The sequence below is a fragment of the Cryobacterium breve genome (assembly GCF_004402375.1).
GTDB classification, from domain to species: domain Bacteria; phylum Actinomycetota; class Actinomycetes; order Actinomycetales; family Microbacteriaceae; genus Cryobacterium; species Cryobacterium breve.
In genome coordinates, this window is the sequence record NZ_SOGJ01000023.1 from 552966 (window position 1) to 571976 (window position 19011).

Sequence of the window (19011 nt, forward strand, 5' to 3'; positions counted from 1 at the left end):
GCGTCGCACCCGCGTAACGCCCAATCAGTGTGTAGCGTCGACGAATTTCAACCCGACGACGCACCCCACCAGGCCGAGGATGAGCAGAATCTTCAGCAGGGAGGCCGGTTCGGCTCCGAAGACCATGGCGTAGAGCACGGTGAGCGCCGCGCCGATCCCGACCCAGACGGCATACGCGGTCCCGGTCGAGATGTCCCGCATTGCGAAGGCAAGCCCGCCCATGCTGAGCACGAGGGCCACCGCGAACACGACGGATGGCCACAGTCGCGTGAACCCCGCCGACTTACCGAGCGCCGTGGCCCAGACGGCCTCCAGAACCCCAGACAGAATGAGAATGATCCACGACATGACAACAGCTCCCGTGGCCAGTCTTGTCGCATGCCGGGTACTGAACCGTCGTCCGGAGCCGCGTCGCGCGGCCTCCATCAAGAATAGCCGCCGAGCCTGAGCAGGGCCTCCGCAGACCTATTCCGCGAGCAGGGCCGCCTCGAACGCCACCCAGGGCAGCATGGCGCACTTGACGCGGGCCGGGTAACGGGAGACGCCGGCGAACGCGGCAGCGTCGCCGAGCACTTCCTCGTCGGGTTCGATCGTGCCACGCGAGCGCAGCATCTCCCGGAAGGTGTTCAGCACGGCCCGCGCGGTGGCGACGTCCTCGCCCCACACGGTGTCGTGCAGCACGGATGCCGACGCCATCGAGATCGAGCATCCGTCGCCGGCCCAGGCGAACTCCTCGATCACGGCGTCGCCAGTAGGCTCAGCGCCCGACGCAGGCACACCGCCGGACGCAGGCGGGCCGCCAGCTTCCCCGCCGCGCACGCCGATGCGCAAGGTCACCTCGTCGCCGCAGGTCGTGTTCACCTGGTGCGACTCGGTCACGCGTAACCCGGAACCCGCACCGGTAGGAGACGCACCGGGAACGGTTCCGACCTCGCCGAGCGGTGGCAGCCCGCCCGCCGGGGCGCCGTTCCGGGACTTGGCGTGGTCGAGGATGATCTGCTGGTAGAGCTGCTGCATGGCACTGTTGGTCATGACTTCACTCCGAAGAACGGGGCCACCTCGGCCAGGGTCGCCAGGAACCGGTCGACCTCATCGGTTGTGGTGTACAGGTAGGTGCTCGCGCGAGTCGACGCGGTCACGCCGAGCCGGCGGTGCAGCGGCTGGGCGCAGTGATGCCCGACGCGAACCGCGATGCCGGCCTCGTCGAGGTACTGGCCCACGTCGTGGGCGTGCACCCCGGCCAGGTCGAAGCTGGCCAGGCCGATGCGTTCAACTCCGGCGGGCGGTCCGAGCAGACGCACCCCGGGAATCTCGGCGAGACCTTCCACAAGGCGTTGCCCCAGTTCGGCCTCGCGCGCCATGATGCGGTCCATACCGGTCTCGGTCAGGTAGTCGACCGCGGCGGCGAGGGCGATCGCCTGCGAAATGCGCTGGGTGCCGGCCTCGAAACGCTGCGGCGGCGCGAGAAACTCGGCGGTGTGCATGTCCACCGTGGTGATCATGGATCCGCCGGTGAGGAACGGCGGCATGTCGGCAAGCAGCTCGGCCTTGCCGTAGAGCACGCCGATTCCGGTGGGACCGAGCATCTTGTGGCCGGAGAAGACGGCGAAGTCCACGTCGAGGGCGGCCACGTCCACGGGCAGGTGCGGCACCGACTGGCAGGCGTCGAGCAGCACGAGCGCGCCCACCGCGCGGGCCAGGGCCACGAGCTCGGCGACCGGGTTGATCGTGCCCACCACATTGGAGGCGTGGGTGACCGCGAGCAGGCGGGTGCGCGCTCCGATGATGCCCGCCGCCGCCGCCAGGTCGAGTGTGCCATCGTCTCGAACCGGGATGAACCGCAGGGTCGCGCCGGTGCGCAACGCGAGCTGCTGCCACGGGATCAGGTTGGCGTGGTGCTCCATCTCGGTGACGACGATCTCGTCGCCGGCGCCGAGCGCGAACCGCTTCGCGGCCGGGCCGCCGAGCCCGAGGGAAGCATTGGAGAACGAGTAGGCGACGAGGTTGATCCCCTCGGTCGCGTTCGACGTCCAGACGACCTCATCGGCCTGCGCACCGATGAACGCGGCCACGGTCGCGCGGGCCGCCTCGAACGTCTCGGTGGCGCCGAACGCGAGGGTGTGCGCCCCACGGTGCACGGCGGCGTTGCGCTGCTCGTAGAACTCCTGCTCGGCCTCCATCACGCTGAGCGGGTTCTGCGAGGTCGCACCCGAGTCGAGGTAGTTGAGCGGATGCCCATTGACCAACTGGTCGAGGATCGGGAAATCGTTGCGGATGCGGTCGACTTCCTCGTCCGTCAGCGGGCGAGCGTTCGCACGGGTGGACGGTGAAACGGAAGACGTCATCTGTCCAGAGTATTCCCTCCTCCCTGCTATGCGCACCGACCGCGTCACACACCGATGATCGGTGCGGAACCCGGCCCGCCGCCCGGCACTGCCGGCCCCGCGGACAGGTCAAGCCCGAACGTCAGGGCCCGGGTGAACTCCGTCTGCGGATGCGCGAACACCGCGCGGGTCGGCCCCTCCTCGATGATGCGCCCGCCCTGCAGCACGATCACCCGGTCGGCCAGAGCGAGGGCGTCGAGCGGGTCGTGGGTGACCAGGATGACGGACCGATTGAGGAGCACCCGGTGCAGCAACCGGCGCTGCGCGGGCACGGCGGCCACGTCGAGGGCGGTCATCGGCTCGTCGAGCAGCAGCAGCCGGGGGCTGGCCGCGAGGGCCCGGGCCACGGCGACCCGCTGGGCCTGGCCGCCGGACAGCATCGCGGGTCGCCGGTCGGCAAGCTCGGAGACCTCGGCGGCGGCGAGCCACTCGTCGGCGAGCAACCGCGACGCGGCCCGGGATTCCCCCGCGCTGCGCGGACCGAACGCCACGTTGTCGCGCACGCTCAGGTGCGGGAAGAGCAGCGGCTCCTGGGCCAGCAGCACCGTGCGGCGGGCGTGCGGCGGCAGAAACGTGCCCGGCAGGTCGAACAGAACCTGCCCGTCGAGGGTGGCCCGACCGGAATCGGGCCGCAGCAGACCCGCGCACAGCTCGACGACGGTGGACTTGCCGGCGCCGTTGGAGCCGAGCAGTGCCACCGTCTCACCCGGCGACACGGTGAAGGAGACATCCAGCCCACGCCGGCGCATCACCGCGGCCAGTTCGAGGGTCATGACAGTCCTCGCGGCCGGTGGGTGGCCACCATCACGATCAGGGCCACGGCCACGAGCAGAAGGGCGAGGGCGACGGCCGCGTCGGCATCCGTCTCCCGTTGCAGGTAGATCTCGAGCGGCAGTGTGCGGGTGACTCCCTGCAGGCTGCCGGCGAAAGTGAGGGTCGCGCCGAACTCGCCGAGCGCGCGCGCGAACGCGAGCACCGCGCCGGCCACCAGGCCGGGCAGCACCAGCGGCAGCGTCACCCGCCGGAAGACCGTGCCGGGGGTGGCGCCGAGCGTGGCGGCGACCGCCTCGAAACGCGCGCCGGAAGCCCGCAGGGTGGCCTCGACGCTCAGCACCAGGAACGGCAGCGCCACGAAGGTCTGCGCCAGCACGACGGCCGTTGTCGAGAAGGCGATCTGGATGCCGAGCACCTCGAAGGTCTCGCCGAGCAGTCCGCGCCGCCCGAAGGTCGACAGCAGGGCGATGCCGCCCACGACCGGCGGCAGCACGAGCGGCAGCAGCACGACCGCGCGCACCAGACGCTGTCCGGGGAACCGGCTGCGGGCCAGGGCGAGAGCCATCGGCACGCCGAACACGACGCAGAGCACGGTGCTCATCGCGGCGGTGCGCAGGCTGAGCATCAGCGCCGCGACCGCCGCCTCGGAGGTCACGAGGGCTCCGAACTGCGACCAGTCCACGCGCAGGGTCATGCCCGCGATCGGCAGCACGATGAACAGGGCGCCGACGGCAGCCAGGATGAGCGTCCAGCGGGGCACGCCGAGCGTCACCCGGCCGTCGGAGGAGTCCAAACGGGAGCCGTAGCGGGAGCCGTAGCGGGAGCCGTCGCGACCGGCCGTCACCTCGCGGCGCGGCGTCCCGGCCCGGCGCTCCGCCGACTCACGGCGCGCCAAAACCCGCCGCCCTGAGCACGCCCCGACCGGTCGCCCCGGTCACGAACCGGGCGAAAGATGCCCCGAGCCGCGCCTGCTCACTGCCTGCCACGACCGCGATCGGGTATTCGTTCACGGCCTGATCGGCCTCGGGCACGGGGATGCCGAGAACCGCGTCGCCGGCGGAGGCGACGTCGGTCACGTAGACGAGCCCGGCATCCGCCTGGCCGTTGGTGACCTTGCCGAGCACATCGGTGACGGCGTTCTCCTCGCTCACCGGGGCGAGCGTGACGCCCGCGGCGGCCTCGAGGGCCTGCAGTGCGGCTCCGCAGGGCACCTGCGGCGCGCAGACCACGACGTCGACGCCCGGCGCGGCGAGGTCGGCGAACGTGGCGATGCCGGCCGGGTTGTCGGCGGGCACGGCGATCATCAGGGTGTTGGTGGCGAAGACAGCAGGGCTGCCGTCCACGAGCCCGTCACGGCTGAGCTTGGCCATGTTCGTGGTGTCCGCCGCCGCGAACACGTCCGCCGGGGCTCCCTCCCGGATCTGGGTCACCAGATCGGCCGAGCCGGCGAAGTTGAGCGCGACCGTCACGCCGGGATTGGCCTCCTCGAACCGGTCGGCCAGCTCGGTGAAGGTCTCGGTGAGGGATGCCGCCGCGAACACGGTGAGCGTCTCGCCCTGCCCCGCGGCGTTGTCGGTGCCGAGCGTTGCCCCGGCGGTTCCCACACAGCCGGCCAGCACGACGGACGCCGCCGCCAGCCCGAGCGCGAGCCGCATGCTCCGGGCGCCGGTCACGACAGACCCTTCGGGGTTTCGACGATCACGGTGGTGGCCTTGACCACGGCCACGGCCACCGACCCCGGCACCAGGCCGAGGTCGCGCACGGCCTCGGTGCTCATCAGGGACACCACCCGGTGGGGGCCGCACTGCAGCTCGACCTGGCTCATCACCGGGTCGCTCAGCACCCGGGTGACCAGGCCGACGAAGCGGTTGCGGGCCGAACTCGCGGTGGTGGACGGATCGGCGGGCGATGACGCGTTCTCCCGGGCCAGCGCCGTCTCGCGGGCCAGGTGGGCCAGGTCGGACCCGTCGACGACCATGCGGCCGGCGTCGTCGGTGCTCGCGGCGAGCGCGCCGTTGTCGATCCAGCGCCGCAGGGTGTCGTCGCTGACGCCGAGGTACCCGGCGGCTTCCTTGATCCGTATTTGCGACATGTGGAGCATCTTATTACCGCATCTGCGGAATGGGCAGTGTGCGGGACGGAAACGCAGCACGCGCAGTGGGGCCGGCACGCGCAGTGAGGCAGGATGGAGCGCGTGACCGCCGCAGCGAACCATCCGTCGACTCCGTCCCAGCCCGCCGTGCCGACCCAGTCGACCGAACCTGACCAGCCGACCCGACCATCCGTGCCGGCCGAACCGCGCGGGCCCCGCACCGCGCAGGTGATCGTCGCCTCCACCCGCGCCGCGGCCGGCGCCTATGCTGACCGCACCGGCCCCGTCATCGACGCCTGGCTGACGGAGCGCGGCTTCGCCCTCGGCGTGCGCCGCGTGGTGCCCGACGGCGATCCGGTCGGCACTGCGCTGATCGAGGCCCTCGACGCGGGCGTCGACCTGGTGATCACCACGGGCGGCACGGGTGTCAGCCCACACGACCTCACGCCCGAGCAGACCCTCCCGCAGCTCGACCGGCTGCTCCCCGGCCTGATGGAGGAATTTCGCCGCCGCGGCGCCGCATCCACCCCTCTGGCCGTGATCTCACGCGGCCACGCCGGGATCGCCCGCGGGCGCACCCTGGTGATCAACCTCCCCGGGTCCCCCAGCGGCGTGAAGGATGGCCTGGGTCTCCTCACCGAGGTGCTCGACCACATCCTCGACCAGCTCCACGGCGTGGACCACTAGCCCCCGCCCGAACGAATTCGACGGAGATTTCGGCCACATCGACGCAAAACCCTGCACAAACCCGGATATTGGGCAAAATCTCCGTCGAATTGGTTCGCCACCTCACTCCCCCGGCCCCGCGCCCTCCACGAACCGACGGCGGCTTGCCGTGAGGATGCCGCGAGCGAGCGCGTCGACTCGCGGGGCGATCCGGGGCAGGCGGATAATTCAGGGTGTCGACCCGCACCGAGCGGTCGAGTGAGGGAAACGATGGACCTCAACACCGTGCTCACGATCACCTCCGCGCGTCACCGTGACGACCTGGCGCACCTCGGCACCCAGGTGGCCCCGCTCGCCGGCGGCTCCGACCTGTTCGCCGACCCGCAGACGCACCTCACCGGCCTGGTCGACTTGCAGACCCTGGGCTGGCCTGCCCTGACCCTGATGACGGATGCGGACGGTCCGGTCACGGAATCCGGCACCACCCCCGGCCTCACCATCGCCGCCACCTGCACCATCGCCGAACTCTCCCGGCTGGAGTGCGCGCCCGGCTGGACCGCGCATCCGCTGCTCCACCAGTGCTGCACAGCCCTCTACGGCTCGTTCAAGATCTGGAACGTCGCCACCGTCGGCGGCAACCTCTGCGCCTCCCTGCCGGCCGGCCCGATGACCAGCCTGGCCGCCGCCCTCGACGCCGAGGTGCTGATCTGGCGCCGCGACGGCAGCGACGAACGGATGCCCGCGGCCGCCTTCGTCACCGGCGACACCACCAACGTGCTCGGCACCGGCGACGTGCTGCGGTCGATCCACGTGCCGGCCTCCTCGCTGGCGGCCCGCACCGCCTACCGCAAGATCGCCCTCTCCCCGCTCGGCCGCTCCGGCGTCGTGCTGATCGGCCGGCTCGACCTGGATTCGAGTTTCGTGCTCACCGTCACCGCCGGCACCGTGCGCCCGGTGCAGCTGCGCTACGATTCCCTGCCCGGTGCGGCCGCACTCGCCCGCGATATCGTCGCGATCGACTGCTGGTTCACGGATGCCCACGGCGCCGCCGACTGGCGCCGCGCCGTGAGCGGTGTGCTGGGCGAGGAGATCCGGGCCGAACTCGCAACCGCCGAATTGGAAGACGCTCCCCTGGAAGACGGAGTCCGCCCATGAGACTGCAGATCAACGGCGAACCCGTCGACGCGTCCCCGGCCCCCGGGCAGTGCCTGCGCTCTCTCATCCGCGACCAGGAGCACTTCGAGGTCAAGAAGGGCTGCGACACGGGCGACTGCGGTGCCTGCTCCGTGCTGGTCGACGGCACTCCGGTGCACTCCTGTATCTACCCGGCGTTCCGCGCCGAGGGAAAGCAGGTCACGACCGTGGCCGGGCTCGGCCTGCCCGGCGACCTGGCCAAGATCCAGCAGCGCTTCGTCGACGCCGCCGGGTTCCAGTGCGGGTTCTGCACGGCCGGCATGATCGTGACTGCGTCGACCCTGACCGAGAGCGAACTTGACGATCTCCCGCGGCTGCTGAAGGGCAACCTGTGCCGCTGCACCGGCTACCGCGCCATCGAGGACGCCATCCGCGGCACCCACACACCGGTGAACGGCTCAGACGTCACAGCAGGCGCTGACGCCACAGCAGGTCCTGAGCGCGGCCTCGGCCCGGTCATCAAAACCGGACCACGCCCCGGCACGGTGGGCACGTCGCTGGCCGCTCCGGCCAGTGAACGCGTGGTGAGCGGGCAGGAGCCGTACACTCTCGACGTCACGGTGCCCGGCCTCCTGCACCTCAGCGTGCTGCAGAGCACGCAGGCGCACGCACGCATCCTTTCGATCAGGACCGACGCGGCTGCAGCCCTCCCCGGGGTGCACGCCGTGCTCACCCACGCCGACTCTCCCGCCACCCTGTTCTCCACCGCCCGGCACGAGGACCGCCTTGACGACCCCGACGACACCCTCGTACTCGATTCGGTCGTGCGGTTCCGCGGCCAGCGGGTCGCGGCCGTGGTCGCGGACACCCTGGCCATCGCCGAGGCAGCCTGCCGCCTGCTCGAGATCGACTACGAGCCGCTCCCCGCCGTCTTCGACCCGCACGCCGCTCTGCGGCCCGGCGCTCCCCTGGTGCACGGGGACAAGGATGCCGCCGAGAGCCGGCTGGCCGACCCGGCCCGCAACTTGGTGGCCGAGCTGCACGGCGAATACGGTGACATCGCGGCGGGCCTGGCTGAGGCAACCCACATCGTGAGCGGCAGCTGGCAGACCCAGCGGGTGGCGCACACCCACCTGGAGACGCACGCGACCATCGGCTGGCTGGAGCCCGCCACAGCCGACGCCTCAACAGACGGCGACCGACTCATCCTGCGTACCAGCTCCCAGGTGCCGTTCCTGGTGCACCGCGAGATCTGCCGCCTGTTCGACCTTGCCCCCGAGCGGCTGCGCGTGTTCACGGCCCGGGTCGGCGGCGGCTTCGGCGGCAAACAGGAGATCCTGACCGAGGACGTCGTCGCCCTCGCCGTGCTGAAGACCGGACGGCCCGTGCAGTACGAGTTCAGCCGCTCCGACGAGTTCACGCTCTCCCCGGCCCGGCACCCCATGCAGATCCAGGTCACCCTCGGCGCCGACGACACCGGGCGTCTCACCGCGCTGAAGCTCGGCGTGCTCGCCGACACCGGCGCCTACGGCAACCACGCGCCCGGTGTGATGTTCCACGGCAGCTCCGAGTCGGTCAGCCTCTACCGGGTGCCCAACAAGCGGGTGGATGCCCAGAGCGTCTACACGAACAATCTCCCGTCGGGCGCCTTCCGCGGCTACGGTCTCGGCCAAGTGATCTTCGGCATCGAATCCGCGCTCGACGAGCTGGCCCGCACCGTCGGGATCAACCCGTTCGATCTGCGCCGGCTCAACTCGGTCGGCCCGAACGACCCACTCGTGGTCACCCACGTCGAGGGCCCGGACCTCATCTTCGGCAGCTACGGCCTCGACCAGTGCCTCGACCTGGCCCAGGCTGCCCTGGCCCGCGGCAACGGCACCCCTACGCCCCCGGGAGAGCACTGGAAGGTGGGCGAGGGCATGGCTACCGCGATGATCGCCACCACCCCGCCGCGCGGGCACTACGCGCAGGCCTCCGTCACCCTGAACACAGCGGCCCTCGGTCCTTTGGGTGAGCGCTACACCGTGCGCGTCGGCACGGCCGAGTTCGGCAACGGCACCACCACGGTGCACGCGCAACTGGCCGCCACCGCCTTGAACACGACTCCGGACCGCATCCGGATCCTGCAATCCGACACGGATGCGATCGGCTACGACACGGGCGCGTTCGGCTCGGCGGGCGTCGTCATCGCAGGCAAGGCCGTGCTCGCGGCGGCGAACGACCTCGCCGACATACTGCGGCAGGCCGCCGCACGTGAGCACGGGGAGATCCCCACCGCCTCCTGGACCCTGGAACCCGACGGTCTCCGCAGCGGGGAGACGTTCATCACGCTGGCGGATCTGGCCGAACGAGCCGGGGCAGCCGCTCTCCGCGGTGTCGGCGCTGAAGACGGTGCCCGCCGCTCGGTGGCGTTCAACGTGCACGCCTTCCGGGTGGCCGTGGACACGCAGACCGGCGAGGTACGCATCCTGCAATCGGTGCAGGCCGCGGATGCCGGCGTCGTGATGAACCCGGAACAGTGCCGCGGCCAGATCGAGGGTGGCGTCGCGCAGGCGATCGGCACCGCGCTCTACGAGGAGGTCGTCCTCGACGGCGCGGGCACCGTGACCACGAGCGTGCTACGGAACTACCACATCCCGCAGCTGGCCGACCTGCCCGTGACTGAGGTGTACTTCGCGGAGACTCACGACGTGCTCGGCCCGTTCGGGGCGAAGTCGATGAGCGAGTCGCCCTACAACCCGGTGGCGCCGGCGCTGGCGAACGCGGTGCGCGACGCCATCGGCATCCGTCCCACCGAGCTGCCGATGTCGCGCGACCGGATCTGGCGGCTGCTGCACCCCGCTCGCTCCTGAACGGGGTGCAGCGACGGGGTGCGATCCGCGGGCTACCGCTTTTTCGCCCCTCGCTCCTGCGCGTCGACGAGCACGGCGACCGTGCGGGCGGGAACGGTGACCGTGCCCGTCGCCGCATCCCACGTCGTTGTCTTGACGAGCGCATCTGCTCCGTCGGCCTGGATGCCGCTGAGGGCGTAGCCGCGCCCGGCCAGCTCGTCGAGCCGGATCGTCTGGGGTTCGGGGCCGGCGTTGAAGAGCACCAGCAGCCCGTCCAGTTTCTTGTCGACGTCGGTTCCCACGGTGTCGTCGACGCTCATCGCGATGACGCCGGGGGTGGCGTCCGGTCCGCTGGCCGGGAAGGTCAGCTTCTGGGTGATCAGCTTCGCGTCGCCGAGCCGGAACAGCTCGGTCGACTGCTTGAGGCGCAGCAGGTCCTGGGCCTGGGCCGACGCGAACGTGATGTCCTCCGGCGTCGGCTTGAGGGCCGGGTCCTCAAGCAGCGGGCGCATGATGCCCCACTTGTCCTCGTTCGCGGCCGCCGATGGCAGGCCGACGCCGAAGTTGCTGGTCTGGCCGGTCCAGTCGATGCGGTTGAACCAGTCGCCCGAGTTGTAGCTGTCGCGGTCGAGCGACTTCGAGCGCAGTAGGTCGGTTCCAGCGTGCCAGAGCGATGGTGACTGCGAGAGCGTCGCGGTGGCGAGCGAGAGGGTGTTCATGCGCACCCGGTCATTCATCCCGGTGTCGGCCGGTAGCTTGAGGGCGAGCAGGTCGTAGAGCGTCTCGTTGTCGTGCGCGTCGACGTAGTTGATCACCTCGTCCGGCTGGTCCGCGTACCCGGCCGGCGACCCGTTGTAGTCGATTTCGTCGCCGCGCTTCACCGTGCCGTCGCTGGTGACGAAGCTGAAGCCGCGCAGGTTCGCGGCCAGGCCGAGCCGCACCAGGTCGCTGGCAACGCCGAGCCTGCCGAGCGCCTCCTCCGGGGTGCCGTTGATCGCCACGCCGTTGGGATCGGTGCCGAGCCCGGTGCCGAAGCCCTGCTGCTGCACGGTGCTGCCGTCGACCGGGCTGCCGCCGTGCACCGCGTCGCGCAGCCGGTCGTTGAACGTGCCGATGCCCGTTCCGCCGAGCTGGCCCTGCGTCGCCTGCTCGAACAGGGCGTTGTTCGCCACCTCGCCGAAGTTCCAGCCCTCACCGTAGAGGTAAATCGCCTGGCCGTTCACGCCGTCCTTCTTCAGGGTCAGTGTGTCCAGGGCGTCCCGCACGGCCAGCAGGTTGTCCTTCGAGTGGTGGCCCATCAGGTCGAAGCGGAACCCGTCGACTCGGTACTCCCTGGCCCAGAGCACGACGGAGTCGACCATCAGCTTCTCGGCCAGTTCGTGCTCGGTGGCGATGTTCTGGCAGCAGGTGGAGGTCTCGACGGCGCCTTGCGGGTTAAGGCGGTGGTAGTAACCGGGCACGACCTGGTCGAGCACCGATTTCTCACCCTGACCGCTCTGCGCGGTGTGGTTGAACACCTCGTCGAGCACGACCTGCAGGCCGTCCTCGTGCAGGGCGCCCACCATGGAGCGGAACTCGGCTACTCGGGAGCCGCCGTCCGCGTCCACCGCGTAGGAGCCCTCTGGCACCGAGAAGTGGAACGGGTCGTAGCCCCAGTTGAAGCCATCCTGGTCCCTGATCGCCTGGATGCACGCCTGCTGTTCCGGCGACGCCGGCCCGAAGGAGGCCAGGTCGCAGGCGGGCACGGCCTGGAGGGCACGGTCCTCCTCGATTGTGGCGATGTCGAAGGTCGGCAGCAGGTGCACGGTGTTGAGCCCGGCAGCCGCCAGCTCGGCCAGGTGCCGGGTGCCGGCGCTGTCCACCCCGAACGCCCCATAGGTGCCGCGAAGCTCTTCCGGCACGGTGTCGTCGGAGATCGAGAAGTCGCGCACGTGCAGTTCATAGATCGACCGGTCGACGGCCTTCCGGATGACCGGCGACTTCGCCTTCTCCCACGCCTTCGGGCGGTAGTCCTTGTCGGCCAGGTTGATCAGCACCGACCGGGTGGAGTTCGGCGTCAGGGCCACCGAGTACGGGTCGGTGACCTGGTTGACCTCGATCTTCCCCGTCGTCGGCGCGAACACGGTGACCTCGAAGACGAAGGATGCGCCGGTCCAGTTCTTGGTGCCGGTCGTGGTCCACGTTCCGTCGTTCTGGCGCGTCAACGCGATGCGCTCCGGGTCGGCCGTGTCGCCCGCCGTCCAGACGAGCGCGTCGACGTTCTGCGCCGTGGGAGCCCAGACCGCGAGGGTGGGCCGCTTCTTCGACCAGGTGACGCCGAGTGTCCGGTCCGCGGCGGCATCCGCGTAGAGGTCGTCGAGCACGCCGGGCAGTTGCACGCCCGTGAACGCGGTGAGGGTGACTGTGGTGTCGTCGGTGCCGGACTGGGCCACCGCCAGCTGGGTGGTGAGCAGGCGTTCCACCTCGGACCGATCCACGCCGACCGGCCGCAATGCCACGGATTCGGCAAGGGCCGGGAAACGCGCCTTCTCCGCATCGGAGAGCCCGGCCGGGTCGTAGTCGAGCTCGACCGGGTCACCGCCGGTGACTGCACCGTCGGCGACGGCCAGGCCGGCGGCCGCCGAGGAGTGCAACGCGAAGCCGAGCGCGGCCGGGTCGGCGTTCACAGGCAGGAGGTCCCGGGGCCAGGCGATGGTCTCCTCGCTCACCCAGTGTGCCCGCGCCTGCCCGGTGCCCGCCAACGGCGGGTCGGTCACCTGGATCGTGAGCACGTGACTGGCGAGGTTGTAGCTGAACAGGCTCTCCTTGCCCTCGGTGGCGGTGAAGGACAGGTTCGCGCCGTTCGGCACGCCGTCGGCGCCGTAGTTCTCGTCCCAGCCGAGGTTGTGCGCGACCTTCGCCTCGTACGAGCCGGTCGGCAGGGTGTTCGAGCTCAGGGTGAGGGTGCCGTCGCCGTCCACGTCCTGCAGCCAGGTTGCGAGGCAGTCCGGCTGCCAGTCGCCGGAGCATCCGGCCTCCTCCTGGAAGGAACCGGCCGCGACGACGATGTCGCCCTCGGCGGTGCCCTGGAAGAAGTTGCTGCGCGGGTCGAAGTAGAACGTGACGGCACCCCCTGTGGTGGTGTAGCTCACGTTCTCTCCGCCGGGAACGCCGCCGGAACCGTAGTTGAGGTCCCAGGAACCGTTGACGGCGACTTTGTAGTCGTAGTCGCCGGCCGGGAGGTCGAAGGTGCCGGCGTAGATGCCGTCGGCCCGGAGCGTCAGTTTCGCGGCCTCGCAGCCGGGCTGCCAGTCCCCGGCACAGCCCATCTCGGAGTTGTGACTGCCGGCGACCGTGACCAGGTCGATCCCGGCGTCGGGGGTGTCGGTGTCGGCCAGCGAAACGGTGTTGCCCACGGAGACGAAGCTGGAGGCCGCGGCCCGCTGGCCGGCGGCATCCGTGGAGACTGCGCGGTACTCGACGAGGGTGCCGGCGGCCAGGCCGGCGGTGTCGTGGAAAACTCGCGGGGTGGTGTCTTCGGCGGTGCCGAGGCCGGTCCAGGTACTGTCGCCCACCACCCGCCAGGCGAAGCCGGTCTCCTGCCAGGTTCCGGTGTCGACGGTGGCCCCGACCGGTGAGACGCCGGTGACCCCGCTGCCCGCTGCGGGGGCGGCGACCGTGATCGCCGCGGCCGCGGCCGGAACGCTGACGGTGCGGTCGGCCACGAGTACGACCGAGCCGCGCGACGGCACGGTCACGGCCAGCTCGCCGCTGTCGCCGGATACCGCGGCGGCGGTGTCGCCGAAGAGCACCGACCAAGACGCATCCGTGGTGAGGGTGGGGATCGTCACGGTTTTCGCCTCGGCCGAGTTGTTCACGGCGACGAGGTGCTCGATCTTCTCGGTGCGGTCGACCCGGCTGAAGGCGTAGACGCCGGCCCCGGTGTCGGCGTAACGCTCGATCTGCGCGCCCGTGGCGAGGGCCGCGTGATCTCGCCGCAGGGCGGACAGCTCAGCGATGCGGGTGTAGAGCGGCGCATCCGTGGCAAAACGGTCGACCGAACCGGCGGTCTCACCGGTGATCAGCGGCTGGTTCGCGTATTCGGACACCTGGCTGGCGAACAGGGACTGGCGGGCGTCCTGGTCGCCGCCCGAGCCCATGAAGCCCTGCTCGTCGCCGTAGTAGACCACGGGCTGGCCGCGGGTCAGGAACATGAGTTCGTGGGCGAGCACGTCGCGGGCCAGCGGGTCGTCGGTGCCCTTGAGGAAATAGCCGATGCGCCCCATGTCGTGGTTGCCGAGGAAGGTCGGCAGCGCGGAGGCGTTGGAGTCGGGCGTCGTGTAGAGGTCGTCGGAGGCGAACAACTGGCTGAGCCCCTTCGCGGAGTTGCCCGCGGCGAAGCTAGACGCCTGCGACTGGAATCCGAAGTCGAGCACCGAGTTGAGGTCGGTCTTGCGGACATAAGGGGACGTCTTCGCGGCATCCGCGTCGTAGACCTCGCCGAACATGAAGAAGTCGGGCTTGCCGGCGGCGTGCGCGTAGTCGAGCACCTGCGTGGACCAGGACTCCCAGAATTCCAAGTTGACGTGTTTGACCGTGTCGATGCGGAAGCCGTCGATCCCAAGGTCGACCCAATCCGTGTACACGTCGACGAAGCCGTTCACGACGGCCGGGTTCTCCGTCATCAGGTCGTCGAGGCCGGAGAAGTCGCCGTCGAGGTTGCTCTCGCCCTCGAAGGTCGAGTCGCCCCGGTTGTGGTACAGCGTCGGGTCATTCAGCCAGGCCGGCACTTTGGCTGCCACGTCGGCGGCAGAGAGGTACGGCGTGTAGGGGAAGGATGTCGCGTCGAGGGCCGGGAATTCGTCGGTCCCCGCGTAGTCGGCGGGGTCGAAGGGCTCACCGGACGCGGTCGTGTAGGGCGCCGTGGCCTTGTCGATGTAGGAGTATCGCTTCTCCTCGTTGTCGATGACGTCGGCGGTGTGGTTGGTGATGATGTCGAAGTACACCTTGATGCCACGGGCGTGCGCGTCGTCGATGAGCGCCTCGAGCTCGGCGTTGGTGCCGAGGTGCGGGTCGATCTGCGTGAAGTCGGTGATCCAGTAGCCGTGGTAGCCCGCAGACGCGCTCTCGCCCTCGCCCTGCACTGCCCGGTTCTTGAACGAAGGAGTCAGCCAGAGGGCGCTCGTGCCCAGCCCCTCGATGTAGTCGAGCTGCGAGCGGAGCCCGGCGAGGTCGCCGCCGTTGTAGAAGCCCTTGTTCGCGGGATCGTAGCCGGACACCTGCGGGTCGACTCCGAGGCCGGCTGTGTTGTTGGCCGGGTCGGCGTCTTTGAACCGGTCGGTCATCACGAAGTAGAACTGCTCGTCGCTGCCGGGCTGGCGGATGGGCGCGGCCGCCACGGCCTCATCCTCCGCGGAGTAGGCACCGGCCAGGGAGAGTACCTCGAGGCCGACGCGCTTCCGGCTGAGGTCGAAGGTGAAGCTCAATCGGCTCTCGCCGGCGACGGTCAGCGGGATGTTGTCGGCGCCGCCGTCGAGGCCGTAGGTCTCGTCCCACGTGTCGTTGAGGGCGACCTTGTAGTCGTAGCTGCCGGCCGGCACCGTGAACTCGGCGGACCAGACCCCGTCGACGCCGGTGGGCGCCAGCTCGGTGGACTCGCACGTCGGTTGCCAGTCCTCCGTGCAGCCCAGCTCACCCTGCAGACTGCCGACCAGCGCGACCGTCGGGGTGGCGGCGGCCGCGGCGACCTCGGAGAAGGCGAGACCGGAGAGAACGATCGCACCGGCTCCGATCATGGCCACCATGCGGCGGATTGCCGGGCGGCGTGTAGCGGTGCGTTTCGTCAACAGTGACTCCCCCTGTCTCGCGCCCGGTGGCGCTGAGAACAACAGGTGTGACGCTACTCCGCCGCATACCGCATATGCAAGCGTTTGCTGCAAGCGTTTGCTCGATCGCGCGGTGATTGAGCGTTACGACCCCCAATACACTGAACGAGTCCGGTGGAAACGAGTCCAGTGGATGAGAACGACGAACAGAGAACGGGCCCTCACGTGACACCGTCCAGCCGGGTCTACCGCGGCCACATCTTCCACATTGCCGGCTCCCCCACCGTGGCCGCCGCGCACCGTCACCTCGTCTCACTGCCCGACGGCGCTCTCGTGACCACCGACACCGGCCGGATCGCGTGGGTCGGGACGTTCGTCGACCTCCCTGCCGCCTACGCGGCCCTGCCGGTCACCGACAACCGGGGAGGCTTCATCCTGCCCGGCTTCGTCGACACGCACCTGCATTTCCCGCAGACCTATTCCACGGACGCCTACGGCGGCGGCCAGCTGCTCGAGTGGTTGGACAACTGCGTCTTCCCGGCCGAGGCGCGCCTGTCCAACCCCGAGTTCGGCGAGCAGATCGCCCGGGACTTCACCCGCCGCCGCGTGGCCGCCGGCACGACCAGCGCCTTGGTCTTCGGCTCCGCGTTCCCGCACGCGCAGGACGCCCTCTTCGAGGAATCGCAGCGGGCCGGGCTGCGCCTGGTCAGCGGGCGCGGCATCCAGACCGTCGGTTCCGAGCCCTCGCAGGCGCTGCTCACCAGCGAGGCCGCGGCTCTCGAGCTGGTGACGGATGAGATCGCCCGCTGGCACGCGGTGGACACCGGCGACCCGGCCACCGCGCTGCTCCAGGTGGCGGTGGTCCCGCGGTTCAGCCTGTCGGTCACCCCCACGACCCTGGCCGGACTCGGCGAGCTGTACGACTCGGTGCGCGGCCAGGGGGTCTACTTCCACAGCCACCTGAACGAGAACAACCGGCCCGGCACGGGCGAGATCGACGCAGTCAAGTCGGTCTACCAGGTCGATACCTACCTCGACACCTACGACGGCCGGTTCCTGCCGGGGTCGGCGCGGGGCGGGTCGACCCTGCTGGGGCGGCGCAGCATCCTGGCCCACGCCGTGCACTGCGAAGACAGCGAGCTGGCCCGCCTGGCCGAAACGGGCACGAGTGTGGCGCACTGCCCCACGTCGCAGCAGTTCCTTGGGTCGGGCACCATGCCGTGGTTGCGCACGACATCGTTCGGAGTGACTGTGGCGATCGGGTCCGATGTGGGCGCGGGCGACGAGTGGCTCGTCTCCCGGGTGCTCAACGACTGTTTCAAGGTGCACCTCTCCGAGCCCGGAGCAGCCGGCCTGTCGCTGGACCCGGCCGCCCTGCTGTTCACCGGAACCCTGGCCGGGGCGCGCGCCCTCGACATGGAGGACCGGTACGGCAACTTCGACGTGGGCAAGGATGCCGACTTCCTGCTGATCGATCCGGACCGCTGGGAACCTCTTGCCACTGTGCTCGAGCGCGGCATCCGCGCCGACAACGAGGAGATGGCCACCGACCAGACCCTCTTCGCGCTGCTTCTCGCCCTTCGTCAGCCGGCGATCGCCGGGGTCTTCGTGCGCGGCCGCCGGGTGCTCGCCCCCACCGGTGGTTGAGCCATCCGGGGGTTGAGCCATCCGGGGGTTGAGCCATCCGGGGGTTGAGCCATCCGGGGGTTGAGCCATCGACTGAACCCGAGCCGCGGCATCCGTGACCGTCGCTAACTGCGGAGTTTTTCGCGACACGCCGTCTCTTGTGTCAGTCATCCCGGCGTGTCCCGAATTTCTCCTCAGTAACGTGCCCCGGATGCTCCGAGCCGACCGCGCGATCTTCCGGGGGTTGAGCCGTTCGGTGGTTGAGCCATCCGGTGGTTGAGCCGTCCGGCGGTTGAGCCATCGACTGAACCCGAGCCGCGGCATCCGTGACCGTCGCTAACTGCGGAGTTTTTCGCGACACGCCGTCATTTGTGCCAGTGATCCCGGCATGTCCCGAATTTCTCCTCAGTAACGTGCCCCGGATGCTCCGAGCCGACCGCGCGATCTCCCGGTGGTTGCTCCGTCCGGTGGTTGCGCCGTTCGGTGGTTGAGCCGTTCGGTGGTTGAGCCGTTCGGTGGTTGAGCCGTTCGGTGGTTGAGCCGTTCAGTGGCCGTCCTCCGGGCCCAGCGCTGCGCCATCGCCGCCCGCTACGCCGGCTGCGCCATCCCCGGCTGCACCGTGCCAGCGGCCTGATGCGACGTGCACCACGTCATCCCCTGGCACCGCGGCGGAAAGACCGACACCGGCAACGGAGTCCTGCTCTGCCTGCACCACCACCACCACAGCATCGACACCTCAGGGTGGGAGATCCGCATGATCCGGGGCAAACCCCGAATCAAGGCACCTTCCTGCTACGACCCCACTCAAACCTGGCAGCCCGCGGGCGAACACCGGGCCGGAGCTCCCGCAGGGCCTGCATCTCGACCTGGATCACGACCTGCTCGACCTGCTCGACCGGCTCGACCGGCTCGACCACCGTCAGCATGAGTCCCCGAAGTCGGTCACCGGTGACCCGCACCGCCCTACTATGGCAGGCATGCCCACCTTTCTCGCGCCGATCGCCGGCCTCGTGCTCGCGGCCGGCGCCGGATCCCGCTACGGGATGCCCAAGGCGCTCGCCCAGGGCGACGACGGCACCCTCTGGCTGGTGCGCACGATCGGCACCCTCACGGATGCCGGCTGTTCACCCGTGATCGTCGTGCTCGGCGCCCAGGCCGCGGAAGCCCGAGCTCTGCTCGACGATTTCGGCCTCATCCCATCGGTCGTCGTGGCGCAGGCCGACGACTGGGCCGAGGGACTCTCCGCATCGCTGCGGGCGGGCCTCCGGCAGGCCACCGCCCTCCCTTCGGCTCCGATCGCCGTGGCTATAGTGCCCGTCGACGTCCCGGGACTGCGGAGGAGCACGGTCGCACGTCTGATCGGCACATTGCCAGATGGGACGGGCACCGGCACGTGGGAGGTCGGCCCGCACACACTTCGGCAGGCAGAGTTCGACGCACGCCCTGGCCATCCCGTGGTGATCGGGCGAGCGCACTGGGCCGAGCTCATCGGCTCCGCCACCGGCGACACCGGCGCACGACCATACCTGCGTAGTCACGAACCTCGGCTAGTCGATTGCACCGACCTCGAGACCGGGCTCGACGTCGATACGCGGGACTGAGCGGCGCTGAAACCCGAGGAGAAAGCCCAGTCCTGCGCTGAAGCGACCGGTGATCGTGGAATCATGGACCCACGTGCCCGGCAACCGGGTCGGCAGCCC

At 70.0% G+C, this 19011-nt stretch carries 14 protein-coding genes, 1 pseudogene and 1 riboswitch; of the genes and pseudogenes, 6 read left to right on the forward strand and 9 right to left on the reverse strand.

The features are described 5' to 3' along the window. Positions 1–24 precede the first annotated feature (24 nt). From E3O65_RS12655 to E3O65_RS12685, 7 genes are all read right to left on the reverse strand, one after another. Positions 25–348 carry a DMT family transporter gene (locus E3O65_RS12655; protein WP_134364045.1) on the reverse strand — a complete coding sequence of 108 codons (324 nt, stop codon included), beginning with the start codon at positions 346–348 and terminating at the stop codon, positions 25–27. Positions 349–360: 12 nt separating this feature from the next. Beyond that, positions 361–424: riboswitch (guanidine-III (ykkC-III) riboswitch) on the reverse strand. Between the two features lie 41 nt (positions 425–465). After that, entirely contained in the window at positions 466–1032 is a 567-nt protein-coding gene (locus E3O65_RS12660) for an iron-sulfur cluster assembly scaffold protein (RefSeq protein ID WP_134364046.1), read from the reverse strand. Further along, positions 1029–2345 (reverse strand): cysteine desulfurase, encoded by a 1317-nt coding sequence (locus tag E3O65_RS12665; RefSeq protein ID WP_134364047.1) that lies wholly within the window; start codon positions 2343–2345, stop codon positions 1029–1031. Before E3O65_RS12665 ends, E3O65_RS12660 begins: the two co-directional genes overlap by 4 nt. 44 nt (positions 2346–2389) lie before the next feature. Then, positions 2390–3157 carry a sulfate/molybdate ABC transporter ATP-binding protein gene (locus E3O65_RS12670; protein ID WP_134364048.1) on the reverse strand — a complete coding sequence of 256 codons (768 nt, stop codon included), beginning with the start codon at positions 3155–3157 and terminating at the stop codon, positions 2390–2392. Beyond that, positions 3154–3951 (reverse strand): ABC transporter permease, encoded by a 798-nt coding sequence (locus E3O65_RS12675; protein ID WP_241985746.1) that lies wholly within the window; start codon positions 3949–3951, stop codon positions 3154–3156. The genes E3O65_RS12670 and E3O65_RS12675 overlap by 4 nt, the downstream gene beginning before the upstream one ends. Before the next feature lie 88 nt (positions 3952–4039). After that, entirely contained in the window at positions 4040–4813 is a 774-nt protein-coding gene (modA, locus tag E3O65_RS12680) for a molybdate ABC transporter substrate-binding protein (RefSeq protein ID WP_134364134.1), read from the reverse strand. A 14-nt stretch (positions 4814–4827) separates the two neighbouring features. Further along, positions 4828–5250: a TOBE domain-containing protein gene (locus tag E3O65_RS12685; protein WP_134364049.1), complete on the reverse strand. Its 423-nt coding sequence runs from the start codon at positions 5248–5250 to the stop codon at positions 4828–4830. A 102-nt stretch (positions 5251–5352) separates the two neighbouring features. On the opposite strand from E3O65_RS12685, the gene E3O65_RS12690 reads away from it, so the two are divergent. The 3 genes from E3O65_RS12690 (at position 5353) to E3O65_RS12700 (ending at position 9902) form a co-directional block, all read left to right on the forward strand. Next, the gene (locus tag E3O65_RS12690) at positions 5353–5937 is read left to right on the forward strand and encodes a MogA/MoaB family molybdenum cofactor biosynthesis protein (protein ID WP_338419188.1); all 585 of its coding nucleotides are present in this window, start codon (positions 5353–5355) and stop codon (positions 5935–5937) included. Between the two features lie 249 nt (positions 5938–6186). Next, positions 6187–7071, forward strand: coding sequence for an FAD binding domain-containing protein (locus E3O65_RS12695; RefSeq protein WP_134364051.1), 885 nt, complete (start codon positions 6187–6189; stop codon positions 7069–7071). Beyond that, positions 7068–9902 carry a molybdopterin-dependent oxidoreductase gene (locus E3O65_RS12700; RefSeq protein ID WP_134364052.1) on the forward strand — a complete coding sequence of 945 codons (2835 nt, stop codon included), beginning with the start codon at positions 7068–7070 and terminating at the stop codon, positions 9900–9902. The genes E3O65_RS12695 and E3O65_RS12700 overlap by 4 nt, the downstream gene beginning before the upstream one ends. 32 nt (positions 9903–9934) lie before the next feature. Here E3O65_RS12700 and pulA read toward each other — a convergent pair whose 3' ends face one another. Beyond that, entirely contained in the window at positions 9935–15706 is a 5772-nt protein-coding gene (pulA, locus tag E3O65_RS12705; RefSeq protein WP_338419189.1) for a pullulanase-type alpha-1,6-glucosidase, read from the reverse strand. 204 nt (positions 15707–15910) lie between these two features. Between pulA and E3O65_RS12710 the strand changes: the two genes are divergently transcribed. After that, positions 15911–17332, forward strand: coding sequence for an amidohydrolase family protein (locus E3O65_RS12710; protein WP_134364053.1), 1422 nt, complete (start codon positions 15911–15913; stop codon positions 17330–17332). A gap of 619 nt (positions 17333–17951) precedes the next feature. After that, a pseudogene (locus tag E3O65_RS17440) lies at positions 17952–18017 on the forward strand (HNH endonuclease); the annotation flags it as partial. Between the two features lie 70 nt (positions 18018–18087). Here the strand turns inward: E3O65_RS17440 and E3O65_RS17230 are convergent. Beyond that, complete coding sequence (locus E3O65_RS17230) at positions 18088–18270, reverse strand: hypothetical protein (protein ID WP_241988664.1); 183 nt, start codon at positions 18268–18270, stop codon at positions 18088–18090. 18 nt (positions 18271–18288) lie between these two features. On the opposite strand from E3O65_RS17230, the gene E3O65_RS12720 reads away from it, so the two are divergent. Continuing rightward, positions 18289–18912: a nucleotidyltransferase family protein gene (locus tag E3O65_RS12720; RefSeq protein ID WP_134364055.1), complete on the forward strand. Its 624-nt coding sequence runs from the start codon at positions 18289–18291 to the stop codon at positions 18910–18912. Positions 18913–19011: the final 99 nt, after the last annotated feature.